Origin of the sequence: Halocynthiibacter styelae, assembly GCF_016123485.1 — a bacterium.
In the GTDB taxonomy this organism is placed as follows: Bacteria; Pseudomonadota; Alphaproteobacteria; order Rhodobacterales; family Rhodobacteraceae; genus Halocynthiibacter; species Halocynthiibacter styelae.
In genome coordinates this window covers 366,575-389,706 of record NZ_JADCKQ010000002.1, presented here as the reverse complement: position 1 = coordinate 389,706, position 23,132 = coordinate 366,575, and the positions used below count along the sequence as shown (strand labels likewise).

Here is a 23,132-nt window from a genome sequence, read left to right as displayed (position 1 = left end):
GAGATCACTTATCTTTCTGGCAAGTTAAATGTGGTGCTGTGATGGAAAAAGCTTCGATCTCTGAAATTCAGGCGAAACTACAGGAAAACTGGCCAGAGGCCCTGACACCGGCCTGTCGGGTGGTCTTGGGTGCTTACCGGTTGAGTGAAATTGTCGAGGCAAAAACAAATCCGGTGCTGGCGGCGCATGGGCTGACGGATGCAGGGTTTGAAACCCTGGTGGCCCTGCGCGCGGAGAAAGGACGTCAGATGACGCCGTCGGAACTTTGGCGGGCAGTGCTTATCACCTCTGGGGGGATGACGAAGCTGCTGAAGCAGTTTGAAGAGGTCGGTTATGTTATCCGCGCAGACAATCCGGAAGATAAGCGCAGCCGCTTTGTGCAGTTGACGGAAAAGGGTGCCGCGCATATTGAAGCGACGATGGCAGCCGTGGCCGACAATGACAGGGACATTTTTGAGGGCGTGATGAGTGATGCCCAGCTGAACGATCTTGCCGACGCGCTGCAACTGGCGCTGTCGCGGATGGAGGGCGGTGAAACGGATTCTTTGAAAGAATCCGGCCCTGTTTCTTTCAAAGAAACAGGCTCAGCCGACAGGGTGTAATCTGTGTTTCAGATTCATTTTTACCGCAGGCCATTCCCCGGAAATGATCGAAAAACAAACCGTATCGCGTAGGCTGCCATCGGGGCTGATCATGTGATTGCGCAGGATGCCATCCTGTTTTGCACCAAGACGGGCAATGGCGCTGCGACTGGCGTGGTTCATGAAGTGGGTGCGGAACTCCACTGCGATGCAATCCAGATCCTCAAAGGCATGGGTGAGCAGCAATAGCTTCGCTTCCGTATTCAGCCCACTGCGCTGCACGGATTTCGCGTACCAGGTGGATCCGATCTCAACCCGGCGGTTGGCGGCGTCAATGTTCATGAAGGTTGTCATGCCCACAGGTGTGCCATCGGGCGTCATCACCGTGAAGGGCTGCATGTCAGGTTGGGACAGGCGACGTGTGATTTCCGCGTCCATTCCGTCGGGCGTGGGCACAGAGGTATACCAGAGCCCGGGGATTTCGGCGCAGGCGACTTTCAGCCCATCTGCGTGATCATGCGACAAGGGTGCGAGCAGAACATGATCGCCTTTTAGCGTGACGGGGGCGGGCCAGAAGCAGGCAGAGGGCATGGAAATTCCTTATTTGGTCAGGATCAGCCAATCATTCCTGCCCGCCTCTGGCAACCGGTTTATCCGGCATGCAGCCCGATTTGTGTCAGCACAACTTTGGCTTCCGCTTCCCAGCGGGTGCGCATTTCATCCGGGCTGCTGCGGCGCAGACCCATGGCTTTCAACGCATCAATGCGACCCGCATCGGCAGTGCCAAAACTGGCAGAAACCCGTGGCCACCAGTAATCGACTGAGGCCTGAAGTTCTGCGGCATCTGTGTCTGCAATCAGGGCCACAAGCCCTTCTTCTGCCAGTTCCGCATGGCGGGTCTCAACCAGGGAAATTGCGCGGAAAGCCTCTGCCAGGGGCTGATAAGACAGCGTCTGAAAATCCGCGAGCTGTACCCCAACGGCACGCCCCATCAGAAGGTTCATCACCACAGCATCCGCCCATGTCGTCAGCGGGTAGTTAAAGACTGCAAGGCGCATGTCCTGTTCGTGGCGCTGTGTGCCGATGGCGGCCTCACGATCAAGGCGGGCGGTCCAGGGGTGGTGTGCCGCGTAACGTTCCGCATCCACGCCAAATTCGGCCATGATCTTCAAGACCTTGTCCGCATGATCCGTCTTTTCCAGAACGATCCTGGCCGCCGCAATCCGGGATTTGATGCCCGGCCCAAGGTTGATGATATCCGCAAAGCCGGCAGCCCCCGCCAGTTCACTGTCAACAAAACTGGACATCAGTTTCAACAGTTCCGCGCGGTATCGGGATGGCACGTTATGTGGGTTGCTCAGAACGCCGCCCTGGGCGAGATAGCTTTCAATGGACATATCTTCGGTCATCTTTTCCCTCATTCCTTAAAGAAAAAGCCCGCCGGAAGGGGCGGGCTTTCTGAAATTTACTGGTCGTAATCCACGACAACCTTATCGGTCACCGGATAGGCCTGGCAGGACAAAACATAGCCCTTTGCCACCTCGTAATCTTCCAGTGCATGGTTTGCGGCCATCTCAACCTCGCCTTCCAGAACCTTACAGCGGCAGGTCGAACACACACCCGCCTTACAGGCCCAGGGCGCATCCATGTTGTTGTCACGCGCCGCGTCCAGAATACTGGTGTCGCGATCCATGGTGATAGTCTGTGTGGCACCATCCAGCGTGATCGCAGCAGATGTCGCGCCTGCGTTGCTTGTTGCACTGCTTGCAGCTTTCTTTTTCGCGCGCCCCGGCTGTGAAGATGCAAAAAGTTCAAACTTGATCTGCGCATCCTCAAGGCCAGCACCGCGAAGCGCAGAGGCAATGCCCAGCATCATCGGTTCAGGACCGCAGATAAAGGCCGTGTCCACATGTTCAATGTCGATCCAACCTTTGAACAGCTCGGCGCATTTTTCTTCCGTCACAAGGCCTGTGAACAGATCAATGTCCTGGGCATCACTTTCCAGAATATGAATGACGTTGAAACGGCCCATATAGGTGTTTTTCAGGTCTTCGATTTCCTCGCGGAACATGATCGAAGTCACGGATTTATTGGCGTAAACCAGTGTGAATCGGCTGTTCTGTTCGGCTTCCAGGGTGGTCTTAATTATCGACAGCACAGGTGTGATGCCAGAGCCACCCGCAAACCCCAGGTATTGTTTCTGGTTTGCTGCATCTAGCGGCGTAAAGAAACCACCCATCGGGGGTAGGGCTTCGATTTTATCGCCCTCTTGCAGATCTTCATTCGCCCAGGTGGAAAACGCACCACCATCAACGCGTTTTATACCAACCTGCAGCAGACCTTCATCTTTGCCGGCACAAATCGAATAGCTGCGGCGCAGTTCTTCGCCTTCAAAATCCTGGCGGAATGTCAGGTATTGGCCCTGGGTAAAATCAAATTCACTGGACGCTGCATCATTGGCAGGTTTCAGCGTTACGACCACCGCATCGCGGATGGTTTTGTGAATATCGGTAACGATCAGCTCGTGGAAACGGGCCATAGTATCCTCCCTGTCAGCACCGCATTAGATGCATTTGAAGTAGTCAAAAGGTTCAAGACAGTCGGTGCATTTCCACTGCGCCTTGCAGGGGGTCGAGCCGAACTGACTGAGTTTTTCAAGATTTGCACCGCCACAATGGGGGCAGCGTTTAGGCCCACCCGCCGCTGTGGGTGGGGCGATGCCGTATTTTTCAAGCTTTTCCGCGCCCTCTGGTGTCAGCCAGTCGGTGGTCCAGGGTGGGAAGATCTGCTGTTTCAAACGGATGTTCTGTATGCCCTGATCCCGCAACGCAGTTTCGATATCAAGATTGATGATTGATGTCGCCGGGCAGCCGGAATAGGTGGGGGTGACGGTGACAACCAGCGTGTCGCCATCATAGGCCACATCGCGGATGATCCCCAGATCGGTCAGGGAAATCACAGGGATTTCCGGATCGGGAACAGCGTGCAGCCAGTCCCAGATCTGATCAATAGGGGGATGTTCCGCCAGCTGTGTCATATCACCAGCTCGCATCCGGATAGACACGTTGCAGCCATTGCATAGACGTCAGCAGATGACCCAGATGTTCTGTGTGGATAGATCCATCACGCCCGCCTTTGTGGGCAAATGCGCTTTGTGGAATATCCAGGGTGGCCTGGGTCAGAACGCGGGTGATGATCGCATCATATTCTGCACGTAAGCTGGCCGGATCAGGTGCGATCCCGGCGGCAACCATGGCTGTATCCACATCGTCAGAGACAAACATTTCGCCCACATAAGGCCAGAGATATTCAAGGGCCGCCTGCATGCGTTTGTGGCTTTCTTCGGTGCCATCGCCAAGACCAACCACAGTGTCTGCGGAGCGTTCCAGATGATACGCCACTTCTTTAGACGCTTTGGCCGCGATGCCCGCCACACGTTCATCAGATGATGTCTGCAGATGGGCAAGGGTGACAGAAGCCCATGCATCAAACAGAAATTGACGCATCAGCGTTTGTCCGAAATCGCCATTTGGCATTTCGCAGATCAAGAAATTGCGAAAATCCCAGACGTCACGGCGGAAAGCCAGCGCATCAGCATCCTGACCTTTGCCTTCAACTTCACCCGCAAGACCCAGCCAGAACTGTGTCTGACCGATCAGATCAAGTGCGGTGTTGGCCAGAGCGATGTCTTCTTCCAGCACAGGCGCATGCCCGCACCATTCTGATACGCGATGCCCCAGCACCAGCGTATTGTCACCCATGCGCAGCAGGAACTGGAACAGGGCCTGTTGATCAACGGCGGACATTACATAGCCCCCACTTCTTCAGGGATATCAAAGAAGGTCGGGTGGCGGTAAACTTTGCTTTCGCTTGGTTCAAACAGCGGGCCTTTTTCACCAGGCGCAGTGGCGGCAATGTGTTTTGCCTCAACCGCCCAGATCGACACGCCTTCATTGCGGCGGGTGTAGACATCGCGCGCGTTTTTAATCGCCATTTCAGCGTCAGGTGCATGAAGCGATCCGACGTGGCGGTGGCTCATACCGTGTTGGCCACGGATAAAGATTTCCCAGAGGGGCCATTCGTTTTGCATTTGATTTCTCCTCTAATCGACTTACTCAGCGGCCATTTTGGCTGCGGCTTTTTTTCGTGCATTCGCCATCAGACCATCACGCACCCAGGCACCATCGTCCCAAGCTTTGTTACGTGCGGCCAGGCGGTCGACATTGCAGGGACCATTGCCCTTGATCACGTCAAAGAACTCGGACCAGTTCGGATCGGTGTAGTCATAATGACCGCGTTGGGCGTTCCATGTGATGCCCTCATCCGGCAGATCGAGATCCAGATATTCAATCTGTGGTACGGTCTGATCGACGAATTTCTGGCGCAGCTCATCATTGGTATTGATCTTGATCTTCCAGGCCATGCTTTGTGCGGAATGCACTGAATCTTTATCAGAGGGGCCGAACATCATAAGCGACGGATACCAGAGGCGGTTCAGCGCATCCTGGGCCATTTTTTTCTGTGCAACGGTGCCTTCTGCCATCTTGCGAATGGCGTCATACCCCTGGCGCTGGTGGAAGCTTTCTTCCTTACAAATGCGGATCATCGCGCGGGAATAGGGCCCGTAGGATGTGCGCTGCAACGGCACCTGGTTCATGATCGCAGCCCCATCCACAAGCCAGCCCACCGCGCCAATATCGGCCCAGTTCAAGGTTGGATAGTTGAAGATGGAGGAATATTTCATCCGGCCATCCAGCAACATTTCTGTCAGTTCATCCCGGGTCACACCAAGGGTTTCTGCGGCGGAATACAGATACAGACCATGGCCCGCTTCATCTTGTACCTTAGCCAGCAGAATGGCCTTGCGTTCCAGTGTCGGGGCGCGTGTGATCCAGTTGCCTTCGGGCAGCTGTCCGACGATTTCGGAATGAGCGTGCTGGCCCATCTGACGGATCAGGGTTGCGCGGTAATCATCGGGCATCCAGTCGCGCGGTTCAATCTTGATATCCGCATCAATTTTGTCTTGAAACTCACGTTCTTGATCCGACATGTCTTCGCGGGATTTAACGCCGGTTCCTGCGGATTTTACCATTTGTGCATACATTGGTGATCCTCCCTTATACGCGTTCAATAATGATGGCGGCACCCTGGCCGACACCCACGCACATGGTGCAAAGCGCATAGCGCCCGCCTGTGCGTTTCAGTTGATAGGCGGCGGCCATCACAAGGCGCGCGCCGGACATGCCAAGTGGGTGACCGATCGCGATCGCCCCGCCATTTGGGTTCACATGTTGGGCGTCATCAGCCAAGCCAAGTTCGCGCAGGGTAGCGATGCCCTGGCTAGCGAAAGCTTCATTCAGCTCAATGACATCCATGTCTTCAATGCGCAGACCAGCGCGCGCCAGAACCTTACGCGTTGCAGGGACCGGACCGATGCCCATGACGCGAGGTTCAACACCTGCGGCAGACATGCCAACAATACGCGCCATTGGCGTCAGACCGTTCTTCGCAACGGCGGCTTCTGACGCCAGCAACATCGCAGCCGCCCCATCATTCACACCAGACGCATTACCTGCCGTTACAGTCAGGTCCGGGCCGTTTACACCTTTAAGCTTACCCAGTTTCGCCGCATCCGTGCCCGGGCGCGGGTGTTCATCGGTGTCCACAACCAGGGGATCACCCTTGCGCTGTGGCACTTCCACCGGGGTTATCTCATCTGCAAAAACGCCGGCCTCATGTGCCGCCGCCCAGCGGGCTTGCGAGCGGGCGGCAAAAGCATCCTGATCAGCGCGGTTTACATTGTAATCCGCAGCCACATTATCCGCAGTTTCCGGCATGGAATCCGTGCCATACATTTTCTGCAGCTTCTTATTGATAAAACGCCAGCCAATGGTGGTGTCAAACATCTGCGCCGCACGCCCAAAGGCGGATGTCTGCTTGCCAACCACAAAGGGCGCGCGCGACATGCTTTCCACGCCACCGGCAATAGCCAGATCGTAATCACCCGCTTTGATGCCACGGGCCGCCATACCAACTGCATCCATGCCAGATGCACACAGGCGGTTCACGGTGGTACCTGGCACATCAACCGGCAGGCCCGCCAAAAGTGCTGCCATACGGGCGACATTGCGGTTGCTTTCACCGGCCTGGTTCGCATCGCCAAAGATCACGTCATCAACGGATGCCCAGTCCACCTGCGGGTTGCGGGCCATCAGGGCTGCGATAGGGTGTGCTGCCAGATCATCGGTGCGCACAGAGGACAGCGCCCCGCCATAGCGGCCGATCGGCGTTCTCGTTGCGTCGCAGATAAATGCGTCCATTTTTCTGAAGCTCCCTTCATTCCGGTGGCGAATTTCGCGCGGATCAATAGCCGACCGCATGGTCGGGATAAGTGGTTATCAGATTCGTTGCAAGTTAAATGTTACGAAATTGCGCGTTACTGCAGATATCGTAACACATTATGTGGCGTTGCGTCGTAATATGCAGTTTCCCCATGGACGCCGGGCAGGGGGCTGCCTATTCTTTCTTCACAGCCAGAAACAAGCGTAGAGAAATAATGGATTATTCAAACTGGATTGACCGGTTCATGGGCCTGTCCCAACTGAAACCTGAATTGCGCGAACAACTGGTTTCCCGCAGCAAGGTTGTGACGCTTGCGCCCGATACAGTGATTTTCGGTCCGGATAAGACGCCGGAAAACCTGCTGCTTCTGTTGGAAGGTACTGTGCGCGTTCAACAACTGTCCGAAGGCGGGCGTGAAATCGTGCTGTATCGGGTCAATGCCGGGGAAAGCTGCGTCATGACCACCGCCTGTCTGCTGGCTTACGATGATTATTCCGCTGAGGGGATTGCTGAGACCGAAGTCACCGCCGCCGCCATCCCGCGCACGGTGTTTGAAGAACTGATCTCAACCTCAGAAACTTTCCGCCGTTTTGTTTTCACCGCCTATTCCCGCCGCATCACCGATCTGTTCCAGGTGATCGAAGACATCGCCTTTCAGCGCATGGATATCCGCCTGGCGCAACGTCTGCTGGAATTGTCGCGTGAGGGGGATGTGATCAAATCCACCCATCAGAAAATGGCGGCAGAGCTTGGCACTGCACGCGAAGTGATTTCCCGCCAGCTTCAGGAATTCCAGCGCCGCGAATGGGTGGCGCAAAGCCGGGGCACGATCACTTTGCTGGATAAAACAGCGCTGGGCCAGCTTGCGGAAACCGCCGCTTAACCCGTTTGGTGACAATGTCACCGAACCGACCGGATGGTCGGGTTATCTGGTAAAGATCACTGAACCGGAGATCCCGAAATGAACGCTAATGTTGGCGGCACTGACCGCATGTTTCGCCTTATCGCAGGTGTTGCCCTGATCCTTCTGGCCTGGCTGTCGGGACTTGCACTGTTTGACAGTGGGCTGGTGAAAACCATCGCGACCATCGCCGGATTGGTCTTTGTCGGCACGGCCCTTGTGCGTTTCTGCCCGCTCTATACACTCTTCGGCATTAAGACCTGCCGCCGCTGAACGCACAATACCATTACACGCGCGGGCCATTGCCTGCGCGTTTTCATTTTCTCAGGAGGAGACCCGCGATGAGCCAGTATCCGATTTCCATGGAAGTAACCCCCGAAGTCACAGCGTTCTTTGACCCGGCGACAAATACCATCAGCTATGTGGTGAAGGACCCGGCCAGCAAAGCCTGTGCCGTGGTGGATTCTGTGATGGATATTGATTACGCCGCCGGGCGGATCACTTCTGAGAATGCCGATAAGATCATCACCTTCATTCAGGACAGCGGCCTGGAACTCGCCTGGCAGATCGAAACCCATGTTCATGCGGATCACCTCTCTGCCGCGCCGTATATCCAGGAAAAGCTGGGCGGTAAGGTTGGGGTGGGCCAGAACATCACCATGATCCAGGATGTCTTTGGCAAGATATTCAATGAAGGCACCGAATTTCAGCGCGACGGCAGCCAGTTTGATCGCCTGTTTAAAGAAGGTGACGTGTATCAGGTGGGCGAGATGACATGTTTCGCCATGCACACCCCGGGCCACACGCCTGCCTGTATGGTGCATGTGATGGGCAATGCGGCCTTTGTGGGCGACACGCTGTTTATGCCCGATGGCGGCTCTGCCCGTGCGGATTTCCCCGGGGGCTGTGCTGCGGAACTGTACGACAGTATTCAGCGCGTCCTGGCCCTGCCAGAAGATATGCGCCTGTTTATGTGCCACGATTACGGGCCCAACGGGCGCGAAATTCAGTGGGAAACCACCGTTGCGGAAGAGAAGGCCGCGAACATCCATGTGGGCGGTGGCAAATCCAAGGAAGAATTTGTGAAATTCCGCATGGAACGCGATGCGGTTCTGGATATGCCGAAACTGATCATCCCGTCGCTGCAGGTCAATATGCGCGCCGGTGAGGTGCCGGTGGATGAGCACGGAGATCCGATGCTCAAAGTTCCGGTTAACAAGATATAAGAGAGACATCATGGAAACGCGCAGAATTTCAGACGCTCTCAGCGTCAGCCCACAGATCACAGCAGCGGATATTGATGACCTGGCGAAAGCCGGGTTCCGGGCGATCATCTGTAACCGGCCCGATGGTGAGGGTGCGGATCAGCCTCTGTATGAGGAAATTGAAACGGCGGCGAGGAGAGCCGGGATCGAAGCCCGCTATGTGCCTGTCACCTCGGGCAAAGTCACAGATGAGAACGCGGACGATTTCGCCACCGCTATGCGTGAGTTGCCCGGTCCGGTCTTTGCTTATTGCCGCACCGGTACCCGTTGCGCCACCCTCTGGTCTCTCAGCCAGGCAGAGATCCTCGACAGCGCTGAAATCCTCGCGGCAACGAAATCTGCCGGTTACGATATGGCGGGCGTTGTGCGCCGGATCGTCAATGGCGGCAAAACCCCGACCGATACCGGGGATGCCTCTTATGACATCGTGATTGTCGGCGGTGGTGCCGCCGGTATCGCCGTGGCCGCCAGTCTGAAATCCCGTAAGCCAGACCTTGATGTTGCGATCATTGATCCTGCGGATATTCATTATTACCAACCCGGCTGGACCATGGTTGGTGGCGGCATTTTTGATGCGGCGACAACAGCGAAAACCATGGGCTCCCTCATCCCGAAAGGCGTGCACTGGGTGAAATCCGCAGTGGCGGCGTTCGAACCTGATGACAACGCTGTGGTGCTGGATGGCTGTCGCGTGGTGAAATACCAGCGCCTGATCGTCTGCCCCGGCATTAAGCTGGACTGGCATGCTGTGGACGGTCTGGTGGAAACCCTTGGCAAAAACGGCGTGACTTCCAATTACCGCTATGATCTGGCCCCTTACACCTGGGAACTGGTCAGTGGTATGAAGCAGGGTCGTGCGATTTTCACGCAACCGCCCATGCCGATCAAATGCGCTGGTGCGCCGCAGAAGGCGATGTATCTGTCAGGCGACCACTGGCATAAAACCGGTTCCCTCAAGAACATCGACATCCAGTTCAACAACGCTGGAGGTGTCCTCTTTGGCGTGAAGGATTACGTGCCTGCGCTGGAAGAATATGTGAAGAAATATGATGCAAACCTGAACTTCTTCCACAATCTGGTTGCGGTCGACGGGGCCGCGAAGAAAGCCTGGTTTGATGTGGCGAAGCCCGACACAGAAGTCACGCGCGTCGAGATGGAATTTGACATGATGCATGTCTGCCCGCCACAGGTCGCGCCGGACTTTATCTGGGTTTCTCCGCTGGCTGATGCCGCAGGTTGGGTCGATGTGGATCAAAGCACCCTGCGGCACGCCCGATATGATAATATCTGGTCACTGGGCGATGTGATGAATGCGCCAAACGCCAAAACCGCCGCCGCCGCCCGGATGCAGGCACCGACCGTGGCGGATAACATTGTCGCTGACATCGCCGGAAAATCCCCGGTCTCTGCATACAATGGGTACGGGTCCTGCCCACTAACGGTGGAGCGCGGCAAAATTGTGCTGGCAGAATTCGGTTATGGCGGTGTTCTTCTGCCGAGTTTCCCGAAATGGGTGATCGACGGAACCAAACCCACCCGCGCGGCCTGGCTTCTGAAAGAAAAGCTGCTGCCGCCTGTCTATTGGCGTGGCATGTTGAAGGGCAAGGAATGGCTGGCGAAACCTGAAAAGGTTTCGGCCCGTTAAAGCCCGGATCATTCCCCGAACAGGTCCGTTTTTTGCCCTGGTTTGAACTAAAATTCAGGTAAATTTAAACAGGTAAGCGGTTAAACGGTAATGGTAGGGGCGTGCCCCTGCCGGTTTACCTGGGCCGCTGAAACTCCGGTACATCCATGAAATCTTCACGCTTGTCGCGCTTTGTCCCAATTCTGGCCTGGGGGCGCAGTTATGATCGTCAGTTGCTGTCTGCAGATCTGCTGGCCGCCCTGATCGTGACCATTATGCTGATCCCGCAATCGCTGGCCTATGCGTTGTTGGCGGGCCTGCCACCGGAAATGGGGTTATACGCGTCCATCCTGCCGATCGTGCTTTATGCCATCTTCGGGACAAGCCGGGCGCTTGCCGTCGGGCCGGTGGCGGTTGTGTCGCTGATGACGGCGGCCGCAGTCGGGCAGGTGGCCGAAGCGGGCACCGCAGGGTACGCGATTGCCGCGATCACCCTCGCGGGCATGTCCGGTGCGATCCTGGTTCTGATGGGCGTGTTTCGTCTTGGCTTTCTCGCCAATTTTCTCAGCCATCCGGTGATCGCAGGCTTTATCACGGCCTCCGGCGTATTGATCGCCACCAGCCAGCTCAAGCACCTCCTGGGCGTCGCTGCCCATGGGCATACACTGCCGGAAATGTTGCAGTCTCTTGTGGCGCATCTGGATGAAGTGAACTGGCTCACCTTCGTGCTGGGCGGTGCCGCGACGCTGTTCCTGTTCTGGGTGCGCAAAGGTATGAAACCTTTCCTGATGCGTCTTGGGGTTGGGGCTGCGCTTGCCGGGAACCTGACGAAAGCCGGGCCTGTTCTTGCGGTTGTTGTGACAACGGCGCTGGTCGCGGGGCTGGGGCTTCAGGCGCATGGTGTGAAAATCGTGGGGGAGGTTCCCCAAAGCCTGCCACCTTTTACCCTGCCATCCCTCAACATCACCCTGCTGGGGGATCTCCTGGCGCCTGCGATCCTGATTTCCGTGATTGGCTTTGTTGAATCCATCTCCGTCGCGCAAACCCTCGCCGCCAAAAAGCGCCAGCGTATTGATCCGGATCAGGAGCTGATCGGTCTGGGCGCGGCCAACCTTGGTGCTACCTTCACCGGCGGCTTCCCTGTCACCGGGGGCTTTTCCCGTTCCGTCGTGAATTTTGACGCCGGTGCCGAAACCCCCGCAGCCGGTGCTTTCACCGCCATCGGCCTTGCCATCGCCGCGCTGTTCCTCACGCCTCTGATTTTCTTTCTACCCAAAGCCACCCTTGCCGCCACCATCATCGTGGCTGTTCTGTCGCTTGTGGATTTCAGTATCCTGAAATCCGCCTGGAGCTATTCCAAAGCCGATTTCACCGCCGTCGCCGCCACCATCCTGCTGACCCTTGGCATGGGGGTAGAGGTCGGCGTCTCTGCCGGGGTGATCCTGTCCATCGCCCTGTTCCTTTACAAAACCTCCCGCCCGCATATCGCGGAAATCGGCCTTGTGAAGGACACGGAGCATTTCCGCAATATCCTGCGTCACGACGTCGAAACGCACCCGCATTTCCTGGCCATCCGCATTGATGGCAGCCTCTATTTCGCCAATGCGCGTTTCCTTGAAGACTATCTGTTCGCCCGCCTTGTGAAGGATGACTCCATTCGCGATGTGGTGATCAACGGGATTGCGATCAATGAAATCGACTTCTCCGCATTAGAGAGCCTTGAGGCCATCAACACCCGCCTGAAAGACATGGACATCCGCCTGCATCTATCAGAAATGAAAGGCCCGGTGACAGACCGGCTGAAACGCAGTCACTTCCTGGATGATCTGACCGGACAGCTTTTCCTGACCCACTACCAGGCCCATTGTCACCTGCGAAATCTGCCCACATCGTAACGCACCTGCATTCTCCTGTTGCCACCCGGCCCACAAATGCGCCATGGATTGCGTGAGGATCCGATCAAGCGCGCAAAAGGGAGGCCGCGGGACATTGAACAACAAACTTCTGCTACTGATTATTGATGGTGTGCCATGGCGCAACTGGCGCAGTCTCTTTGGCAATCTCGAAGGCTGGGTCGACTCGGGTGAAGCCCGGGTCTGGAAAATCCGCGCGCCCCTGCCATCCACATCTGCGTCCTGCTATGCCTCGATCCACACGGGCGTTGTGCCTGCTGTTCATGGGGTGACAGGCAATGACAATGTCTTCCGTGTGTCCCAACCCGACATCTTTTCCGAGGTCCGAAAAACGGGCGGCGTAACCGGCGCTGTGACCCATTCCTTCTGGTCCGAATTCTTCCAGCGCGCGCCTTTTGATCCGGTGCGTGATATTGAATATGACGAAGCCGACAGCGCGGGCATCAACCATGGCCGTTTCCACACAATGACAGGCTATGGCCATCCCAATCAGATGACCCCCTGTGATGCGGATCTCTTTGCAACCCTGACTATGCTGACCGAACGCTTTGGCCTCGATTACGGCATCCTGCACACCTGTACGCTGGATAGCATGGGGCACCGGTTTAAGCACAGCTGCGAAGAAATGGATGACGCCTGTTTCACACTGGATGCCCAGCTCGCCCCCTTCATCCGCCGCTGGCGCGATGCGGGCTATGAGATCATGGTCACAGCCGACCACGGCCAGTCTGAACGTGGCCACCACGGCGGACGCGGCGAAGATCAGCAGGATGCGGCGCTTTATTACTTTGGCGATGCCGAAGGCCCGGCCCCCGACACGCTGCTGAAACTCACCCAACTCGCCCCGACCATCCTCACACGTCTTGGCGTTGAGGTGCCGGAAAGCATGACCGAAGGCAGCTTCCTCACCGCAGGTTAAAGCTTACAGCCTCCGCGCATCCGCGCGGGGGCTATGCACTGAGTGGCGCAGGACCGGCATATCCGGGGCAATTCAATCTGATGACGACAGAATAAATTTCACGGAATAACATCTGGAAAGTCCGGTTTGCGAACTTTCCAGACCTTTACATATGTCGCCGAAAGGCTGCTAGCGGTCCTCAAAGAACGCTTGAAGTCTTAGCTGCCCTTGAGATGACGATGCAAGGAAACCACTGAATTTATTATCCCAATATAAGGCAAGCATGTCTTCATCTGAGTTGGTTCTCAGTTGGTGACTGGGCGTTTCATATTTGTCCCCATAACCAACCGCATTGTAGTATCGGCCAGTCCAGACCGGGCGATTACATTTGGCTTCCAGTACATTTGCCTCGTCGGGTGAAATTGAACCGAAAAATACAGTCTCTGTCAGAATCGATGTAATAAGGAGATCAGACAAATTGCAACCAAGCGCAACAAAACCAGTTCCGCCAATTTCTTGTTCAAGGAAATCGGAAAACACTTCCGGATCAGATGCTTGATCTCCTTGCCTATAACCGATCGACCAGTTTCCCTGATTTTCCGAAACGACTTGGACATACCCACCCCGCTCAACGAGAATACTGGGCGCGACAAAGCCGTCTTGGCAAGCAAGAGGTGACGGTGTCCCTGTCCGAAGCCATTCATCATATCCGATGGAAAGACGTCCAAGGCTCATCCATGTGTTAAGCAATGTATCTGGGACGGCAACTTTTGTCGGGAGCTTTTCAGTTGCGAAGCTTAAGTCGTCGACACCATACCACTTTGCTAGAAACGCTGACAATTCATCAAGGTTTGATACTAGCATTGGTATTAGCCTCACGATTCGTAGCCAATTCATACACGAACCATGTCCCTCGTGAAATATTTGTAGATTTGGGCCGTTCGCGCAGATTTACACCAGATCACTGTCGAGTAGCTGAATTTGGATGTGGCTTAAAGCATATCTAAATCCAGGATGTATTCTAACCAGTACTGGGAGGTTTCTTTTCGTTTTCGAAAGACTGGGCCAGTTGCTTGACGGAAAAGTCAAAGATGCCTGACGTTTCATAAAATGTCAGGTGTCACATAGTTCTTCCGCTCACCAGAAATCGTCGGGCGCTGGAAATCCCTTTTAGGTTCCTCTTCCGTCGTCACTGGCCTCAAAGATCGCGTCCAGTTTTCTCAGAATGTTTGCCACTTCGGTCCGAACACTCTTGAGACGACCGGCTGTCATAACCTCTCCTCGCCCTGCCAATTCCAACACGACCGCAAGCACAGTGTCTGAATGCCGCATGAGTTCGATGAGATGCTCAGCGGTTGGCGCATATGATCCCGACATCCAATTCTTTGCTGTGCGTTCGCTTGCCCCGGTCCATCGGATCGCAACCTTTGCTGCACTCCCCGCGCCGCCAAGTTCCTGGGCTAGCGCAGAACGGATGGCCTGCCTGTATTCTGACGCAGAAATACGACCTGCACATTTCCGATGAAACGACTTGCCCTTTTTATGCAACATATTTCGGTCACTCCCTCGCTAAGATCAAAAGAAGAATCGCTAAGTGGCGGTACGGAAATGCAAATTTGATAATGGAGGGCCATCGCGTTGAATTCGCCAGACGACGATCATGCACAAAATGGCCACCGCAAGGCTGCACAATACATCCGCATGTCAACAGAGCATCAGCGTTACTCGACTGAAAACCAATCAGACGCCATTGGTGTTTATGCGGCCGAGCGCGGCTACCAGGTTATCCAAACTTACTCTGATGCAGGTAAAAGCGGTTTACAGATTAAAGGGCGGGATGGTCTTACACAAATGCTTGACGACATTCAGGCTGGGAAAACGGATTTTAATACTGTTCTGGTGTACGACATCAGCCGTTGGGGGCGCTTCCAGGATGCGGATGAAAGCGCCTATTACGAATACATCTGCAAACGTGCAGGCATAGAGATTGAATACTGTGCCGAACAGTTTGAAAATGATGGCAGCCCTGTTTCGACCATTGTTAAGGGTGTCAAACGCGCGATGGCGGGCGAATACAGCCGCGAACTTTCACAAAAGGTCTTTGCGGGTCAATCACGGCTGATTGAGATGGGTTACCGTCAAGGTGGTCCACCTGGCTTTGGCCTGCGGCGGATGTTGATTGATGAGGCGGGTAACCAAAAAGGTGTATTAGCCAGAGGCGAACATAAAAGCATTCAGACGGATCGCGTGGTGCTCGTACCGGGGCCTGTGGATGAAATCGCTCTGGTTAACAAGATTTTCCGCAGCTTTGTAGAGGACAGTCAATCCGAGGCAATGATCGCCGCTGAATTGAACGCAAAGGGTATCAAGACTGATCTGGGCCGCAACTGGACGCCGTCAGTGGTGCGTCAGATTCTCTCAAATGAGAAATACATTGGTAACAACATCTGGAACCGCCGTTCCTTCAAGCTGAAGAAGCATCACGTGCGTAACAATCCGGACAATTGGGTCCGGTCCGAAGGCGCGTTTGCAGCGATCGTAGATACAGGTTTATTTGCCGCCGCCAAAGCTATTTTTGCTGCAAAAGCACTGCGCTATTCTGACGAAGAAATGCTGGATGGATTACGGGGTACGCTCAAAGCGCATGGCTTTCTATCTGGCATTGTTATCGATGAAGCCAGTGCCTTGCCCTCCAGTGGTGCGTATCAAAGCAGGTTCGGCAGCTTGCTGAGGGCTTATAAATTGGTCGGTTTCACCCCAGACCGGGACTATCGATACATTGAAATCAACAAGCGGCTGCGAAGAATACATGCGGAAATCGTCGAGAGCACCATTGGCGGGATCGAACAGATTGGCGGGCAAGTCGAACTCGATACAAAAACAAACCTTCTGACCATCAATCATGAATTTTCCGCATCTGTCGTCATTGCCAGATGTACGCAAACCCGTGCTGGTGCGTATAGGTGGAACATTCGGCTGGATACAGGCCTTTTACCTGACATCACTGTCGTTGTGCGCATGGATCAGACAAACGAAACACCACTGGATTATTATCTGTTGCCGACAGCCGATATGACACGTCCGAAAATACGTCTTTCGGAAAGCAACGGCCTGTCGCTGGACGCTTTTCGGCTTGATAGCCTCAAACATTTCTTCGCCCTATCCAGGCGTATTTCAATTCTGGAGGTCGCGTGATGTCTGATACGCCCAAAGAACACACCGAACTCATTGCAGTGGATACGATCACGGTGATCAATCCTCGTATCCGCAATCAAAAGGTCTTTGAAGAGATCGTTGCAAACATCGCTGAGCTTGGCCTTAAACGTCCTATCACCGTTGCAGTGCGCAATAATGAAACAAGCGGCGAGCTGGCATATGAACTGGTCTGTGGCCAGGGGCGTTTGGAAGCCTTCAAGGCTCTGAAACAAGATAAGATCCCTGCTGTTGTGATCACGGCAAGCTCTGAGGACTGTCTTGTCATGAGCCTCGTCGAAAACCTGGCACGCAGGCAGCATCGCTCGCTCGATTTACTGCGGGATATCAAGCGTCTCAAAGACAGTGGATATTCCACACGTGAGATTGCGACGAAAACCCATCTTTCGGTCAAATATGTGCATGGTGTCATTCGCCTTTTGGAAAGTCATGAACATCGGCTGTTGCGTGCCGTTGAAAGTGGAAAAATCCCCGTAAGCGTCGCCGTTGATATTGCCGAAGCGGATGATATCGGCGTGCAAACCGTGTTGCGTAAGGCCTATGAAAGCAAGGTTTTGCGCGGAGGCCGCCTTATGGCCGCAAAGCGTTTGGTTGAGGCGCGTGCGCAATATGGCAAAGGGCGCGGCAATTCTGAACCAGGGGTTCGTAAAAACCTCTCTGTTGAAACCCTTTTGCGGACGTATCAAAATGATGTTGATAAGAAGAAAATCCTGTTGCGTAAAGCTGGGGCGACGCGCAGCGAAATGCTCTTTCTCACACAATCGCTGAAAACGCTCCTGTCGGACGAGAACTTTGTCACGCTCCTGCGCGCAGAAGGGCTGGCCAATATTCCCAGGACGATTGCGGATCGATTAACCCATATTGAAGAGGCGAAGGCATGAATGATGACCAGGTTGTTACAGCTGCATTTGAACGTGAGTTGCTACGCATTCCATTTGACCAGATCGCGCCCTTGTATGTTGTGTCCGCACAGATAAAATCGACAATCAAATACAAACGTATCGCCGCCTCTGTCGCGGAAATCGGGTTGGTCGAACCTCTTGTTGTCACGCGTGATCCAAATAACGCAGACCAATACACACTGCTTGACGGGCATCTGCGGCTGGACGTGTTGCAGAACCAGGGGGCGACTGAAACACAATGTATCATTTCCACCGATGATGAAGCGTTCACTTATAACAAGCGCATAAGTCGACTTGCGACCATCCAGGAACATAAAATGATCCTGCGCGCCCTGACCCTTGGTGTGCCGGAAGAACGCCTGGCAAAAGCGTTGGATGTGAACATAAGAACGCTTCAACAGAAAAGGCGTTTGCTAGATGGCATTTGCGGTGAAGCTGCCGAAATGCTGAAGGACAAGCAGATTGCTGTGACGGGGTTTCAGATCCTCAGGAAAATGAAACCCATGCGTCAGATTGAAGCCGCGCAACTGATGATGACTATGAACAAATATACCATAAATTATGCCCGATCGCTGCTGGCGGCGACCCCCGATAGTCAGCTGGTCACAGGGGCAACGCCTAAAAAATTCAAAGGTATTTCCCGGGAACAACTTGATCTGATGGAGCGCGAGTCTTCAAATCTGGAGCGCGAAGTTCGTTTGGTCGAGGACAGCTACGGGATCGATCATCTCGATCTTGTTTTGGCACGTGGCTACGTCGCGAAATTGTTAAACAACGAACGGATCGTGAAATATCTTGGTCTGCACCACGAAGAGTTTCTGCCCGAATTTGAGAAGATCACTGAGCGAGAGGTGTTTGCGCCTTAACTTTGCCTGACTGAAGACATGAGCATTGGGGACCCGGCCCAATTAAGTGCGGGGACCACAGGAGACGCCGCATTGTAGGGCGGGTCCAACGTGGTGATGGGAATAAGGGCGATCCCGTTGGGCCCATCATGCCGGACCAAATGTCCGGCGCAGACAGCCGTTGGATGAAATTCTTATCCATTCCGAAGAATGAACGTCGACCAATGAGGTTTACGTAAAACTACTTATGCAATCGCTCTGAACCTGAGAAATGATGCAAAGCGATTGCATTAGTAGTTCGATACACTTTGAGGATTGACCATGGGGCGCAAAAATCAATCTGGCAGGGTCATCTAACTCTGATTTGAGAAGTGGATCGCAAACGACGCGCCGGTATTACATGGAAGGCATGTGATCGTCGCACCATAATTTTCAAGAATGGCGGAAACAATAGCAAGGCCCATACCAGTCCCGCCTTGTTCACGCCGGGTGGTGAAAAACGGATTTGTGACGCGTGGGATGTCACCTTCTGCGATGCCATCACCATTGTCAGACACATGCAGAATGCGATCCGCATAAGACAGCTCTAATTCCGATGCACCGTGCGACAATGCATTCTGTCCCATATGAAGCAAAATCATTGCACCGTGTTCTTCTGATATTGGTAGGATAACCTCAGGGTCGGCCCGCGTGACCACTTTCAAACCATCGATGTTAGGAAGCATCCGTGCCAGCTTCCCGGGATCCCCTTCCAGGCTGCCCCGCAGTCGTGTCATCTCGCGCAGACGTCCAAGAAGATGGTTCATGCGTTGGCTTTCGGTTTCGATATTTTGCAAAAGCGTATCGCGATCCTGCGATTTTAATCCGTCCGTCTGCAAAAGTTCAGCCGCGCCAATCACAGAGGTGACAGGCGACTTCAGTTCATGGGTTACGTGATCCGTATAGGTGGCAATCTCTTTTGATCGCCGCATTAAGGTCATTGCCATCGTCGACACACTGTCCCCCAAATCCGCCAATTCCCGCAGGCCGTAATGTTGCAGAGGATCGGCATTTGGATTTTTTCCTGCAGCAATTGCACGGGATCTGTCACGCAATGCATAAACAGGCCGTGAAATCAGCCGCAACAGCAATAGCCCGACAAAAGTGGCCGATAAAACAGTCGCGATCAGCATCGTCAAAAGCGCATATCTTTCGCCAAACAGGAACTTACCAAGGTTCAGGGGCGTGCGCGAAAGGTATATCGCGCCTATGACACGATCATTTACAATAACCGGATAGGTCACAAACACACGAAACCCTGTGTCGCGGCTTAAAGAAGAAAATGCATGTCGTTCGTAATCCTGTGTCCGCGCGCGCAGGATTGCACCGACCTCACCGTTCAATGCAGTCTGAACTTCGGGAAGTGCCGCTAACGACCTGGCTGTTTCCGTGTTCAGATTTCGCCCATGATGATCAAGAAGAACGATGCCTGCGAGGGTGGTCTTCCGGGCCCCCTGGGCAATGCTGATAAGGTTCTCTGCTACAGCCAGGTGACGCGGATCGGGTGGCGTCGCAATGACATCGCCGTCCGGGCGCGGTGGGGCAATATCATCCTGGCGCACATTCAGTTGGGATCGGGCCGGATGCAGGTTGGCGTTCCAATGTTCCTTCTGATCTTCAGTCAGCTCGACGCCTACCAGAGGGCCATCTTCCCGTTTGAATTCCCGGGCATAAATCTGCGCATAAATTGCCCCCTGCTGGATCAGGGACTGTTCTGTTTCACGGACAAACTGGTTTGATGTCAAACGCACTGACAACATTGCCAGCAGAGGAATTGAGATCAAAATCACGCAGACTGCGGCGATAACCATCGCGATAGACGGGCGCCATTTTTTGCGAATGTTATTCACAACTGCATGCCCCAAGTTTCACCCCGACCCCATGCACTGTCACGACAATATCGTGGCAGCCCAGATCCGCAGCCTTGTGGCGGATATTGCGTAAATGACTGTCAATCGTACGGCCGGAAAGCGCGTTATTTCCGGCCAGTTGATTGCGATCCAGGACATGTTCCGGGCGCGACAACAGGATCTTCAGTAATGAAAATTCAGTTGCCGTCAGATTTAACTCCTGGTCCAGGATACGGCAACTGTGCCGCGTGCTGTCTATGCTGAGAACGCCATGCTGCAATGATGGGGTCTGCTGTGGTTTGCCCCGTGCCAGAATGGCTTTGATGCGCAAAACAAGTTCGCGGGGGCTGAAAGGTTTGGAGACGAAATCATCCGCCCCCAGCTGAAACCCTGAGACACGATCAATCTCATCATTCTGGGCGGTCAGAAACAGGATAGGCACATTTGATTTTGCCCTGATCTGTCGGCAACATTCAAACCCATCCATCTGTGGCATACCAATATCCAACACGACAAGGTCAATGTTTTCGCGCCCGATATGGGTCAACGCAATCTGACCATTTGCTGCTTCGATCGTTTCAAAACCAGCTGCCTCTGCAGCGATGCGCACATTGACGCGGATTTTGGGTTCATCATCGACAATAAGGATACGTGTTTTCATACTTTCTGTTTGGCAATACAGGCCAGATTTGTCCAGCGCGCTAAACATTTATACGATCCTCCGGCGGAAACCTAACAAGGTCATTGCTGCCAGCATCAGAAAACCCAGAATTGCTTCAGGCTCCGGCGAAGAAGACCCTGCAAAAGCCTGCGATGTGGCCTGGGCCTGATTTGACATGCCTGACACCTGCGGCAGGGGAACGCTTGCCGGGGTTGCAGTCTGATCTGTGGTGTTCATAACAGTTTCAGAGACAGCAACGAAGGATGTGTTTTTCGTTTGCAACGAGAATTCCAGACCCAATTCGGTTATTTCCCTGTCGGCCGCATCAGGATTTGATCCCACCGCCACCATGCGGGTCAGATCTGAAATCCGGTTGCGCGCCCAGATCAAAGGCAAGGCCGCTTCATCTGCGGTATCTGTCAGTGTCAGATCAACAGGCATTTCTGCCATATGACCGTTGACCAGACCTTTCAGCGTGACCCGCACATCGGATGCCCCGTTGTGACGGGCATAGATACGCAGATTGTTGCCTGCGAACAGATCAGGAATGCGTGCAGGCGTGACACCGTGAACCTCAAGATCACCCCAATCAATTGTGATATCTGTCAGCAGGGGCGATTTCAGATCATCGGCTAAAGCCTCTGCAACCTCAGTGGCATCTTCATCAACGCTGACATAACGCGCATATCCACGCCCTTCATCCGCCATGGCGTCCAGCAAATAGCGGTTCACAGAGTTGCCTACACCAAAGGCGTAAATGCGTGCTGCACCAATTTGTTGGTTAATGGTGCGCAGAACACTGGCTTCGTCCCCGATATACCCATCGCTTAAAAACACAACAATGCGCATGGTGCCCGCAGGCTGTTCGGTGCTGAAAGCTGTGCGAATAGCGTTGTCAATTTCGGTGCCGCCACCTGTGAGCAGACCATCAACATAGTTGCGTGCCCGGCGAATGTTACGGCGCGTTGCCTGTGTTGAACCGTTGGAGAACCTTTGCGCGGTATTGGCAAAAGGAATGATGCGAAAATAGTCATCAGGGCGCAGGTTCTTAAGGGCCGCATCCATGAACACTTTGCTTGCGTTCATGGGATCCCCGCCCATCGACCCGGATGTATCCAGCACAAACACCAGTTCACGCGGTGTGATCATGGCATCGTCCGGAGCAGCCGGTGGTTCAATCATCAGCGACACAAAACCACCACGGTCATCCTGATGTGACAGGCTTGCAGCCTCAAGCGTCTCCCCCCCAAGTGTGAACCGGATCACCAGATCGCGATTGTCCAGAACTTTACCTCCGGCAAACCGGGCGTTTAAACCTGTGTCATGTTCCCGGATCGCCAGCGGATGTGTATCACTGCCAAATCCTGCGATGGACAGGCCGCTGATCAGGTTCAGATCAAGCGAGACACGCTCGGGGGAAAAGCTGTCAGGCAGGTTAATACCCGCCACTGCAGGATAAGCGGGCACATCACTGATCGTCCAGCTGTTCGCAGGCTTTGGCGCGTCATCCGGCAAGTCGTCAGGCGCGATATCTGCCAGTTGTACGTCATAGCCTTCATAACGCGGCCCAACGATCATGGGGATGACCAATTCATATTGCGCATCAATTTTCGGGACCATCTGCACATAGCGAAGGGTCACATCTATCGGCTGCCCGGGCATGAGGTTTGCGATGCGTTGCGTGAACATATTCGGGCGATGTTGCGTCAGCAAAGCTGCGGCTTTACCCTCTTGCGCGGCCTGTTCAAATTCGGCCACCGCAACCTCTTTTTCACGTATCACAGCCTGAATGATCTCATCCCCGACACGCATTTCCATTCCGTAAATTGCAGCATGTTGGTTCAGCGGAAACAGATATTCTGCTTCCAGTGGCATTTGTCCATCGTTGAGAAAGCTTTGGGTGATCTCAACGATGGCCATATCACCTCCGATGTTTACGCTGATCTGGCTGTCAAGCATGGGCAGATCGTAAGATACACCGTTCGCCTGCGCGACGACGCGTCCGGCGATATCTTCGGTTTCTGTGGCCCAGGCCGCAGTCACAGTGCTGATTGAAAACAGGGGGATTAAAAGGAAAGAAAGTCGCATGATGGTCCTC

Annotated in this window: 22 protein-coding genes; 10 read left to right on the top strand and 12 right to left on the bottom strand. The window is 54.2% G+C overall.

Annotation, left to right across the window (positions count from 1 at the left end):
* The first annotated feature begins 41 nt into the window (after window positions 1-41).
* The gene (locus tag H1D41_RS04130; RefSeq protein ID WP_228847717.1) at window positions 42-602 is read left to right on the top strand and encodes a MarR family winged helix-turn-helix transcriptional regulator; all 561 of its coding nucleotides are present in this window, start codon (window positions 42-44) and stop codon (window positions 600-602) included.
* Here the strand turns inward: H1D41_RS04130 and H1D41_RS04125 are convergent.
* From H1D41_RS04125 to pcaF, 8 genes are read right to left on the bottom strand one after another with little or no spacing between them, the layout of a single operon-like run.
* Window positions 585-1,172, bottom strand: a complete 588-nt coding sequence (locus tag H1D41_RS04125; protein WP_228847716.1) for a GNAT family N-acetyltransferase — start codon at window positions 1,170-1,172, stop codon at window positions 585-587. The genes H1D41_RS04130 and H1D41_RS04125 overlap by 18 nt on opposite strands.
* 59 nt (window positions 1,173-1,231) lie before the next feature.
* Window positions 1,232-1,990, bottom strand: coding sequence for a Phenylacetic acid catabolic protein (locus tag H1D41_RS04120; protein ID WP_228847715.1), 759 nt, complete (start codon window positions 1,988-1,990; stop codon window positions 1,232-1,234).
* A 56-nt stretch (window positions 1,991-2,046) separates the two neighbouring features.
* Entirely contained in the window at window positions 2,047-3,120 is a 1,074-nt protein-coding gene (locus H1D41_RS04115; protein ID WP_228847714.1) for a 2Fe-2S iron-sulfur cluster-binding protein, read from the bottom strand.
* A 24-nt stretch (window positions 3,121-3,144) separates the two neighbouring features.
* On the bottom strand, window positions 3,145-3,618 hold the full coding sequence (paaD, locus tag H1D41_RS04110; protein WP_228847713.1) for a 1,2-phenylacetyl-CoA epoxidase subunit PaaD: 474 nt from the start codon (window positions 3,616-3,618) through the stop codon (window positions 3,145-3,147).
* 1 nt (window position 3,619) lies between these two features.
* Window positions 3,620-4,387: a 1,2-phenylacetyl-CoA epoxidase subunit PaaC gene (gene paaC, locus H1D41_RS04105; protein WP_228847712.1), complete on the bottom strand. Its 768-nt coding sequence runs from the start codon at window positions 4,385-4,387 to the stop codon at window positions 3,620-3,622.
* Window positions 4,387-4,671, bottom strand: a complete 285-nt coding sequence (paaB, locus tag H1D41_RS04100; RefSeq protein ID WP_228847711.1) for a 1,2-phenylacetyl-CoA epoxidase subunit PaaB — start codon at window positions 4,669-4,671, stop codon at window positions 4,387-4,389. Before paaB ends, paaC begins: the two co-directional genes overlap by 1 nt.
* A 21-nt stretch (window positions 4,672-4,692) precedes the next feature.
* Complete coding sequence (gene paaA, locus H1D41_RS04095; RefSeq protein WP_228847710.1) at window positions 4,693-5,685, bottom strand: 1,2-phenylacetyl-CoA epoxidase subunit PaaA; 993 nt, start codon at window positions 5,683-5,685, stop codon at window positions 4,693-4,695.
* Between the two features lie 13 nt (window positions 5,686-5,698).
* Complete coding sequence (pcaF, locus tag H1D41_RS04090; protein WP_228847709.1) at window positions 5,699-6,901, bottom strand: 3-oxoadipyl-CoA thiolase; 1,203 nt, start codon at window positions 6,899-6,901, stop codon at window positions 5,699-5,701.
* A 236-nt stretch (window positions 6,902-7,137) separates the two neighbouring features.
* Between pcaF and H1D41_RS04085 the strand changes: the two genes are divergently transcribed.
* From H1D41_RS04085 to H1D41_RS04060, 6 genes are all read left to right on the top strand, one after another.
* A complete protein-coding gene (locus tag H1D41_RS04085) occupies window positions 7,138-7,806 on the top strand; it encodes a Crp/Fnr family transcriptional regulator (protein ID WP_228847708.1) in 669 nt (222 codons plus the stop codon).
* A 78-nt stretch (window positions 7,807-7,884) separates the two neighbouring features.
* Window positions 7,885-8,097, top strand: coding sequence for a YgaP family membrane protein (locus H1D41_RS04080; RefSeq protein WP_107495785.1), 213 nt, complete (start codon window positions 7,885-7,887; stop codon window positions 8,095-8,097).
* Between the two features lie 68 nt (window positions 8,098-8,165).
* The gene (locus tag H1D41_RS04075; RefSeq protein WP_228847707.1) at window positions 8,166-9,050 is read left to right on the top strand and encodes an MBL fold metallo-hydrolase; all 885 of its coding nucleotides are present in this window, start codon (window positions 8,166-8,168) and stop codon (window positions 9,048-9,050) included.
* Between the two features lie 10 nt (window positions 9,051-9,060).
* Window positions 9,061-10,734, top strand: coding sequence for a bifunctional protein tyrosine phosphatase family protein/NAD(P)/FAD-dependent oxidoreductase (locus H1D41_RS04070; protein ID WP_228847706.1), 1,674 nt, complete (start codon window positions 9,061-9,063; stop codon window positions 10,732-10,734).
* 146 nt (window positions 10,735-10,880) lie between these two features.
* Entirely contained in the window at window positions 10,881-12,608 is a 1,728-nt protein-coding gene (locus H1D41_RS04065) for a SulP family inorganic anion transporter (RefSeq protein ID WP_228847705.1), read from the top strand.
* 94 nt (window positions 12,609-12,702) lie between these two features.
* Window positions 12,703-13,545: an alkaline phosphatase family protein gene (locus tag H1D41_RS04060; RefSeq protein WP_228847704.1), complete on the top strand. Its 843-nt coding sequence runs from the start codon at window positions 12,703-12,705 to the stop codon at window positions 13,543-13,545.
* A 168-nt stretch (window positions 13,546-13,713) separates the two neighbouring features.
* On the opposite strand, the gene H1D41_RS04055 is transcribed toward H1D41_RS04060, so the two are convergent.
* Window positions 13,714-14,388, bottom strand: coding sequence for a hypothetical protein (locus tag H1D41_RS04055; RefSeq protein ID WP_228847703.1), 675 nt, complete (start codon window positions 14,386-14,388; stop codon window positions 13,714-13,716).
* A 774-nt stretch (window positions 14,389-15,162) separates the two neighbouring features.
* Here H1D41_RS04055 and H1D41_RS04050 point away from each other — a divergent pair.
* From H1D41_RS04050 to H1D41_RS04040, 3 genes are read left to right on the top strand one after another with little or no spacing between them, the layout of a single operon-like run.
* Window positions 15,163-16,719, top strand: a complete 1,557-nt coding sequence (locus H1D41_RS04050) for a recombinase family protein (protein ID WP_267473581.1) — start codon at window positions 15,163-15,165, stop codon at window positions 16,717-16,719.
* Complete coding sequence (locus H1D41_RS04045) at window positions 16,719-17,618, top strand: ParB/RepB/Spo0J family partition protein (RefSeq protein ID WP_228847702.1); 900 nt, start codon at window positions 16,719-16,721, stop codon at window positions 17,616-17,618. The genes H1D41_RS04050 and H1D41_RS04045 overlap by 1 nt, the downstream gene beginning before the upstream one ends.
* A complete protein-coding gene (locus tag H1D41_RS04040; protein ID WP_228847701.1) occupies window positions 17,615-18,505 on the top strand; it encodes a plasmid partitioning protein RepB C-terminal domain-containing protein in 891 nt (296 codons plus the stop codon). The genes H1D41_RS04045 and H1D41_RS04040 overlap by 4 nt, the downstream gene beginning before the upstream one ends.
* 332 nt (window positions 18,506-18,837) lie before the next feature.
* Here H1D41_RS04040 and H1D41_RS18390 read toward each other — a convergent pair whose 3' ends face one another.
* The 3 genes from H1D41_RS18390 to H1D41_RS04025 are packed head-to-tail and all read right to left on the bottom strand — an operon-like array spanning window position 18,838 to window position 23,122.
* Complete coding sequence (locus H1D41_RS18390) at window positions 18,838-20,373, bottom strand: ATP-binding protein (protein WP_228847700.1); 1,536 nt, start codon at window positions 20,371-20,373, stop codon at window positions 18,838-18,840.
* Window positions 20,366-21,034, bottom strand: coding sequence for a response regulator transcription factor (locus H1D41_RS04030; RefSeq protein ID WP_228847699.1), 669 nt, complete (start codon window positions 21,032-21,034; stop codon window positions 20,366-20,368). Before H1D41_RS04030 ends, H1D41_RS18390 begins: the two co-directional genes overlap by 8 nt.
* A gap of 48 nt (window positions 21,035-21,082) precedes the next feature.
* On the bottom strand, window positions 21,083-23,122 hold the full coding sequence (locus tag H1D41_RS04025) for a VIT and vWA domain-containing protein (protein WP_228847698.1): 2,040 nt from the start codon (window positions 23,120-23,122) through the stop codon (window positions 21,083-21,085).
* Window positions 23,123-23,132 lie beyond the last annotated feature (10 nt).

What these genes read in the sequence shown, in the direction of transcription:
- paaA (WP_228847710.1), bottom strand. Translation starts at nt 5,685, where the DNA reads ATGTATGCACAAATGGTAAAATCCGCAGGAACCGGCGTTAAATCCCGC.
- H1D41_RS04130 (WP_228847717.1), top strand. Translation starts at nt 42, where the DNA reads ATGGAAAAAGCTTCGATCTCTGAAATTCAGGCGAAACTACAGGAAAAC.
- H1D41_RS04045 (WP_228847702.1), top strand. Translation starts at nt 16,719, where the DNA reads ATGTCTGATACGCCCAAAGAACACACCGAACTCATTGCAGTGGATACG.
- H1D41_RS04025 (WP_228847698.1), bottom strand. Translation starts at nt 23,122, where the DNA reads ATGCGACTTTCTTTCCTTTTAATCCCCCTGTTTTCAATCAGCACTGTG.
- H1D41_RS04125 (WP_228847716.1), bottom strand. Translation starts at nt 1,172, where the DNA reads ATGCCCTCTGCCTGCTTCTGGCCCGCCCCCGTCACGCTAAAAGGCGAT.
- paaD (WP_228847713.1), bottom strand. Translation starts at nt 3,618, where the DNA reads ATGACACAGCTGGCGGAACATCCCCCTATTGATCAGATCTGGGACTGG.
- pcaF (WP_228847709.1), bottom strand. Translation starts at nt 6,901, where the DNA reads ATGGACGCATTTATCTGCGACGCAACGAGAACGCCGATCGGCCGCTAT.
- H1D41_RS04040 (WP_228847701.1), top strand. Translation starts at nt 17,615, where the DNA reads ATGAATGATGACCAGGTTGTTACAGCTGCATTTGAACGTGAGTTGCTA.
- H1D41_RS04085 (WP_228847708.1), top strand. Translation starts at nt 7,138, where the DNA reads ATGGATTATTCAAACTGGATTGACCGGTTCATGGGCCTGTCCCAACTG.
- H1D41_RS04030 (WP_228847699.1), bottom strand. Translation starts at nt 21,034, where the DNA reads ATGAAAACACGTATCCTTATTGTCGATGATGAACCCAAAATCCGCGTC.
- paaB (WP_228847711.1), bottom strand. Translation starts at nt 4,671, where the DNA reads ATGCAAAACGAATGGCCCCTCTGGGAAATCTTTATCCGTGGCCAACAC.
- H1D41_RS04080 (WP_107495785.1), top strand. Translation starts at nt 7,885, where the DNA reads ATGAACGCTAATGTTGGCGGCACTGACCGCATGTTTCGCCTTATCGCA.
- H1D41_RS04055 (WP_228847703.1), bottom strand. Translation starts at nt 14,388, where the DNA reads ATGCTAGTATCAAACCTTGATGAATTGTCAGCGTTTCTAGCAAAGTGG.
- H1D41_RS04115 (WP_228847714.1), bottom strand. Translation starts at nt 3,120, where the DNA reads ATGGCCCGTTTCCACGAGCTGATCGTTACCGATATTCACAAAACCATC.
- H1D41_RS04075 (WP_228847707.1), top strand. Translation starts at nt 8,166, where the DNA reads ATGAGCCAGTATCCGATTTCCATGGAAGTAACCCCCGAAGTCACAGCG.
- H1D41_RS04070 (WP_228847706.1), top strand. Translation starts at nt 9,061, where the DNA reads ATGGAAACGCGCAGAATTTCAGACGCTCTCAGCGTCAGCCCACAGATC.
- paaC (WP_228847712.1), bottom strand. Translation starts at nt 4,387, where the DNA reads ATGTCCGCCGTTGATCAACAGGCCCTGTTCCAGTTCCTGCTGCGCATG.
- H1D41_RS04120 (WP_228847715.1), bottom strand. Translation starts at nt 1,990, where the DNA reads ATGACCGAAGATATGTCCATTGAAAGCTATCTCGCCCAGGGCGGCGTT.
- H1D41_RS04065 (WP_228847705.1), top strand. Translation starts at nt 10,881, where the DNA reads ATGAAATCTTCACGCTTGTCGCGCTTTGTCCCAATTCTGGCCTGGGGG.